Below are 2,092 nucleotides of genomic sequence, written 5' to 3'. Positions count from 1 at the left end.
TAAATTTACTGGTTTAATTAGTCTAAATATATTCTACCTGTAGCATCTTTTACACGAAATGTTCCTAACCATTCATTAATTTTTTTAAAATATGTGCCAAAGTTCCAATATAATTCACCTTTATCATACTCATAGCCTTTATATTTCATATAAGTCATGTTCTGGTCATCCCCACTTTTATACTAGTCAGCTATACTATATGCCTTAGAATATGGTATATATGAGATATTCTTGATTCATAAAGTAAATTTTTTATTAATAATATAGTTCGTAATTGCCTTTGTCATCTAGTTTTATATTTTTTTTATTGTCTTTAAATTTATTTTTAAAAAGTTTATTTCCTTCAAAATATTTAATTCCAATTTCGTTTTTATAAAATTTGTTGTAAGAAGCTGTATTTTTTTCTCCCCATATATTTAAACCACGTGCAGAATTTTTAACATTATTGTATTTAACAGTGGAATATTTGCCATAAATATAAATACCATCATATGAGTCTATGTAATTGACTTTGTTGTAGGATATTAAGTTTCTATCCCCTCTAACATCAATACCATTCCTACCTCTATAAACTGTATTTTTGTTAATTTTATTCTTATTTCCATTGACTGTAATTGCATAGGATTCTGGGGCTTTAATTTTATTGTAACTTATCAAATTATTGTTTCCATTAATAAGAATTAATGGAGAATAACTTCCACGTTTATTTATTTTGTTAGAGGATATGATGTTGTTTTTTCCACGTACAGTGATGCTTATTTCATTTTCAGAGAATTTGTTGTGGGTTATTTTGAGTTTGGATCCTTTGATAGAAATTCCTTTGAAGGAGTTTTTATAAAAAGTCATTTTGGTTATTTTTGCTGAATTGATTATGCCAGAGATTCCATATTTATAGTTTCTTATTTTAATGTTATTGATGTTGACTTTTTTATTTTTGTTGGTTAAGTTTATGGCAGTTCCTGTATTGTTGCCAATGAAGGTAACTTTAGCTTTTTTATTGGTTTTGGTTATTGTAATGCTTTTTTTAACAATGAGTTGCAGGTTTTTGTAGTTTCCTGGTTTGAATTTAACAACATCGCCATTTTTAATGAAGTTGTTGTTTTTTATTGGTATTTTACCGCTAATCATTTTGTTAATGGTAGTTACATCTGTAGAGTTACTAACTGTGTAAGTTGTAGCACTAGCAGAAGCAACAAACATTCCTAAGAAAATTATAGTTAAAAGTATGACAATTATTTTTTTAAACATAAAAAACACCTTTTATATTATTTATTATTTTACTATTTTCAAATTATGAATTACGAGCTATGGTGATACTGATTCTCTTTTTTACAAGTGTGAGAATATAATATACCATTTGTATGAGAAGTTCCAGCACCACTACCACTCCATCCAGGAGGTCTACCAGATTTGTCACTAGCAGTTGTATCTAGTATTGTTTGTTTTGTATTGCTTTCATATGCTTTTACATATACATGCCCATATTTCTCATAACACTTTCCTTTCTCTGCATGGATGAAATATGATGGAACACCAGCAGTGCGCAACAAAGAAACCAATAATATGGACTGGTCAACACAATTAGCATGTTCTTTCTTCCATTCGTTCATTCTCCAATAAACATCTGTTGCTTTGAAATGACTATTCTTATAAAATTGATACTTAATCTTCTTTGCTTGCCATTCAAAAATTTTATCCATTTTCTTTTTACCTGTAATTTCTCCACTAATATTTTTACATACAGATACAACTACTTTTCTCATATCACTACTATTCACTTGAACACGGCTATCCTTAGACTTTATTTTTTTAGATAATGATTTGCTGTATTCATTAGTTAGGTAGTATATGTCAGTGGTAGAAGCTACATAAGCTTTTTGTGTGTATTTGCTTGTTTTTCCATTTATTTTAGTGGAAATTTTTAAAGTGGTAAAAACATAGGGTTTTAATTTATTATTGACACCTGTGTTAAGATTTTCAGTATGTTTGCCATAGTATGTGGTTTTGTAGCTGCTTGGAAATTTCTTTATTTTAATAGGGGAATATTTTTTGGTTTTTGAGTTTTGGACGTACCATTTTCCTGATATGCTTG

Annotated in this window: 3 protein-coding genes; all 3 read right to left on the bottom strand. The window is 28.3% G+C overall.

Features of this window, described 5'->3' with window-relative positions; translation table 11 throughout:
* Window positions 1–17 precede the first annotated feature (17 nt).
* Window positions 18–158 carry a hypothetical protein gene (locus MBCUR_RS10240; protein ID WP_157077561.1) on the bottom strand — a complete coding sequence of 47 codons (141 nt, stop codon included), beginning with the start codon at window positions 156–158 and terminating at the stop codon, window positions 18–20.
* Between the two features lie 97 nt (window positions 159–255).
* Window positions 256–1,248 carry a right-handed parallel beta-helix repeat-containing protein gene (locus MBCUR_RS02050; RefSeq protein WP_067089601.1) on the bottom strand — a complete coding sequence of 331 codons (993 nt, stop codon included), beginning with the start codon at window positions 1,246–1,248 and terminating at the stop codon, window positions 256–258.
* Between the two features lie 50 nt (window positions 1,249–1,298).
* A partial coding sequence (locus tag MBCUR_RS02045; protein WP_157077559.1) for a transglutaminase-like domain-containing protein occupies window positions 1,299–2,092 on the bottom strand: 794 nt, incomplete at its 5' end.

It is taken from the genome of Methanobrevibacter curvatus (assembly GCF_001639295.1).
Classification (GTDB): Archaea; Methanobacteriota; Methanobacteria; order Methanobacteriales; family Methanobacteriaceae; genus Methanoflexus; species Methanoflexus curvatus.
The sequence above is the reverse complement of the archived record's forward strand: the minus strand, read 5'-3'. Positions and strand labels throughout refer to the sequence as shown.

Bases quoted from the DNA above. Each gene is read 5' to 3' on its own strand.
- MBCUR_RS10240 (WP_157077561.1), bottom strand. From the start codon at position 158: ATGACTTATATGAAATATAAAGGCTATGAGTATGATAAAGGTGAATTA.
- MBCUR_RS02050 (WP_067089601.1), bottom strand. From the start codon at position 1,248: ATGTTTAAAAAAATAATTGTCATACTTTTAACTATAATTTTCTTAGGA.